This window comes from Cognatilysobacter segetis (genome assembly GCF_004359965.1).
Lineage (GTDB): Bacteria > Pseudomonadota > Gammaproteobacteria > Xanthomonadales > Xanthomonadaceae > Cognatilysobacter > Cognatilysobacter segetis.
On sequence record NZ_SMRQ01000090.1, the window covers coordinates 1 to 4,019 of the forward strand.

Sequence of the window (4,019 nt, forward strand, 5' to 3'; positions counted from 1 at the left end):
ACGTCGCCGAGGCCGCCGAACAGCCAATTCGCGGCAGGCCGGTCGGCAACACGCATGCTTTCGCCGAAACCACCGTCCGGTCGCGCGAGCGAAAGGCGCACCTCGGATCCATCAGTAGAGAACACATCGACGCGACCGTCGCCGTTGAAGTCGCCGGTCGCCAGCGGCGAGAAGCCCTCTGGCAGGTAGGTGCCGCCCTGCTCGTTCGCGACCGTCGCGCCATCGAGGAGCCAGGCGTACAGCTCGCGCGTCTGCGTATTGAAGAAAAGCAGGTCCCCCTTGCCGTCGCCATCGACATCACCACGAACGGCAGCACGCGGCTTCTCGACGTCGTCGACGAACTTCCAGCCGGCGAAGGGCACGCGGCCCACGGTCGTCGGCGCACCGAAACTGCCATCGACGCGTGCCGTGGCGATACGGATATCGCCCTCGCCCATGTAGATCAGGTCGGCCCGACCATCGCCATCGATGTCGCCCGTGGCCAGGCTGCGGCCGCGTTCGGGCAGCAGCGTGCCGCCCTGGCCGCCGGCGACGACGACACCGGACATCAGCCAGTCGTAGATCTCGCGTGTCTGCGTGTTGTGCCAGAGCACGTCGGTGCGGCCATCGCCGTCGATGTCGCCGACGCCGGCAAAACGCCATTCGGCCGGCGGGCGCGACTGCACCAGCGTCGCCTCGCTGAAGATCCAGCCGGCGCCGGCACGCGGACCGAAGGAGATGCGCACTTCGGTCGGCGTGGCCGAAAGAATGTCGCCGCGGCCATCGCCGTCGAAGTCGCCGCCGGCGAGCGCGACGGAGCCGGCCGGCAGGTACGCGCCGCCCTGGCTGGCGAAGATGCTCGTGCCGTCCATCAACCAGTAGTACAGCTCGCCCGATCCGCGGTGATGCCAGACCAGGTCGCTCTTGCCGTCGCCGTTGACGTCGGTGATGCCCGCGAGCGTCCACACGCCCGGCGGGCGCGCGGACACGACCTGCGCCACGTCGAAGCCCCAGGTGGGTTGGCCGAAGGAAATGCGCACGTCGACGCTGCTGGCGGAGACCACGTCGGTACGGCCATCGCCGTTGAAGTCGCCCGTGCCGAGCGCGGTATGCCCGGTGGGCAGGTACGCATTGCCGTTCTCGCCGACGACGCCGTTCGGGCCCATCAGCCAGTAGTACAGCTCGCCCGAGTTGACGTTGTGCCAGACGATGTCGGAGCGGCCGTCGAGATTGAAGTCGCGCGGCGCCGCGCGTAACGGCGCGTCGGATGCCGCCGCGGCCGATCGCGACCATGCCGGCGAGACCGCGCCCGCGTGGGCGACGATCTCGGACATGGCGGGGCCTTCGAGCGGCACGGCCGCTGCCGGCGAGCGGAGCGTCGCCCGCTGCCCAGCCTGCGCGGCCGCGGGCGGGGCGTAGGCCGCGTCGACATGGGCCTCCTCCCGTGGGCAGCCCGTCAGCGCGACAGCGGCCACGAGGGTGAGCAATGCGTGCCGAGCGTTCATGGCGGGCCGTCCGCGGGATGAGGCGGGATGAGGCGGCGGCAGGTCAACAGAGTCAAGCGGATCGACCGCGCGACCCTGAGAATTAGCCCTATCGGCTGAATTACTGAACGACGAAGTCCGAAATACCGATCGGTCGGTTCGCGATCTGCACTTCGACGTTGTACCTGCCCGGCTGCATGCCCTCGGCCTTCGAGAAGGTGTAGTGGCCGAACGTACCGGCAGGCAACGGGCCGCGCTCCTCGTGGTGGGTCCGGCCGTCCTGGTAGGTCCAGAAGACCGTGACCGGCGCACCGGGTGTACGACCCGTCATCGGGAACGTCACGTGGATCGTGTCGTTCACCGTGAACGTCGACGCCGGCGTGGCGACCGCACCGTTCGGGCCGAGCGCATTGCCGAGCGTGAGCGCGTTGGCCGGCACCGTGTAGGGAACCGCGCCCAGCGGATCCTTCTGCAGGCCCGGGAACGCGCCGTCGCTCCGACGCGCCTTGCCGGGAACGTCCGGGGCGACGGTCTGCTGGTCGTCGGAGCCGCAGCCCGAGAGTGCGAGGGCGAAAACCAGCGGAACGAGTGCGATGCGCTTGAACATGAGGCGACTCCGGACGGACGCGAAGGACGATTATCCCGCGATCGGACAGCCCGTGCGCTCCAGGAGTTCCGCGCGCGACACGCTCGGCGCCAACTCCACCAGCCTCAGGCCGTCCGCGGTCACGTCCATCACCGCGAGGTCGGTGATGATCCGGTTCACCACGCCGACGCCGGTCAGCGGTAGCGTGCAGTCCCGCAGGATCTTGTGCTCGCCGCTCTTGGCGGTGTGCTCCATCAGCACGACCACGCGCTTGACGCCCGCGACCAGGTCCATCGCGCCGCCCATGCCCTTGACCATCTTGCCGGGCACCATCCAGTTGGCGAGGTCGCCCCTGTCGGTGACCTGCATCGCGCCGAGGATCGCAAGGTCGATATGCCCGCCGCGGATCATCGCGAAGGAATCGTGGCTGCCGAAGAAGCTCGCGCCCGGCACGGTGGTGACGGTCTGCTTGCCGGCGTTGATCAGGTCGGCGTCGATTTCGGCCTCGGTCGGGAACGGGCCGATGCCGAGCAGGCCGTTCTCGCTCTGCAGCCAGACGCCCATGCCGTCGGGAATGTAGTTCGCCACCAGCGTCGGCAGGCCGATGCCGAGGTTGACGTAGGCGCCGTCGGTGAGTTCGCGGGCGGCGCGCTGCGCCATTTCGTCGCGGGTCCAGGGCATGTCGGGATCCTCAGGCGGCGCGCACGGTGCGCTGTTCGATGCGCTTCTCGGGCGAAGCGTTGACCACGATGCGGTCGACGTAGATGCCCGGCAGGTGCACGTGGTCGGGGTCGATCGCGCCGATCGGCACGAGTTCCTCCACCTCCGCCACGCAGACCCTGCCCGCCATCGCGCAGGCCGGGTTGAAGTTGCGTGCGGTCTTGCGGAACACCAGGTTGCCCGCCTCGTCGGCCTTCCACGCCTTCACCAGCGACACGTCGGCGCGCAGCGCGGTCTCCATGACGTACATGTGGCCGTCGAATTCGCGCGTCTCCTTGCCCTCGGCCACGACCGTGCCGTAGCCGGTGCGCGTGAAGAACGCCGGAATGCCCGCGCCGCCCGCGCGCAGGCGCTCGGCCAGCGTGCCCTGCGGATTGAACTCGAGCTCGAGTTCGCCGGCCAGGAACTGGCGCTCGAACTCCTTGTTCTCGCCCACGTACGACGAAATCATCTTGCGGATCTGCCGCGTCGCGAGCAGCTGGCCGAGGCCGAAGCCGTCGACGCCCGCGTTGTTGGAGATCGCGGTCAGGTCCTTGACGCCCGAGTCGCGCAGCGCGGCGATCAGCGCCTCGGGGATGCCGCACAGGCCGAAACCGCCGACGGCGAGCGTCTGGTGGTCGGCGACGAGATCGGCGAGCGCCGTCCTGGCATCGGGATAGACCTTGCTGCGCGCGGCCATGCGGGCACTCCGGTTCGGGGAACGGCGATTCTAGCGGCGCCGATGTTGCGCCGCACCGTACTTTCGACCGATGCGTGTCCGCAAAAGAAGACGGCGTGCCGAAGCACGCCGTCCGCTCAAGACGCCTATCCGGTTCAGGGCACCGGCGCGAACACGTAGCTGCCCGCGGGGCGAGCGCCTGCGAAGGCGATACCTGCGAAGAGCCCGGACGGCTGCATGATCGACACATTCACGTTGCCGCCGGCGAGCGACATGACATCCGTCCGTCCATCGCCGCTGTAATCGCCGACGCCCAGCACCGTCGACCCGATCGGCAGGTACGAGCCGCCCTGGCCGCCGATGATCGTGTTGCTGACCATGAGCCAGTAGTACAGCTCGCCGGAATTGACGTTGTGCCAGATCACGTCGGCCTTGCCGTCACCGTTGACGTCGCCCGCGCCGGCGAAGTTCCAGCCGGCCGGCGGTCGGGCGGCGATGAAGGTCGACGGGCCGAAACCGCCCGACGACTGCGCCAGCGAGACCCGCACCTCCGCGCTGCTGAGCGTCAGCACGTCCATGCGGCCATCGCCGT

General features: G+C 69.0%; 5 protein-coding genes. All 5 read right to left on the reverse strand.

Annotated elements, in window-relative coordinates; translation table 11 throughout:
- Positions 1–1,313, reverse strand: a 1,313-nt coding sequence (locus tag E4F61_RS13655; RefSeq protein ID WP_238382951.1) for an FG-GAP repeat domain-containing protein, incomplete at its 3' end; no start/stop codon positions are given.
- Between the two features lie 271 nt (positions 1,314–1,584).
- Positions 1,585–2,070, reverse strand: coding sequence for a hypothetical protein (locus tag E4F61_RS13660; protein ID WP_133480175.1), 486 nt, complete (start codon positions 2,068–2,070; stop codon positions 1,585–1,587).
- A gap of 30 nt (positions 2,071–2,100) precedes the next feature.
- On the reverse strand, positions 2,101–2,730 hold the full coding sequence (locus E4F61_RS13665; RefSeq protein WP_133480176.1) for a CoA transferase subunit B: 630 nt from the start codon (positions 2,728–2,730) through the stop codon (positions 2,101–2,103).
- 10 nt (positions 2,731–2,740) lie between these two features.
- Positions 2,741–3,448, reverse strand: a complete 708-nt coding sequence (locus E4F61_RS13670) for a CoA transferase subunit A (protein WP_133480177.1) — start codon at positions 3,446–3,448, stop codon at positions 2,741–2,743.
- Positions 3,449–3,582: 134 nt separating this feature from the next.
- The coding region (locus tag E4F61_RS13675) for an FG-GAP repeat domain-containing protein (RefSeq protein WP_133480178.1) at positions 3,583–4,019 on the reverse strand (437 nt) is incomplete at its 5' end.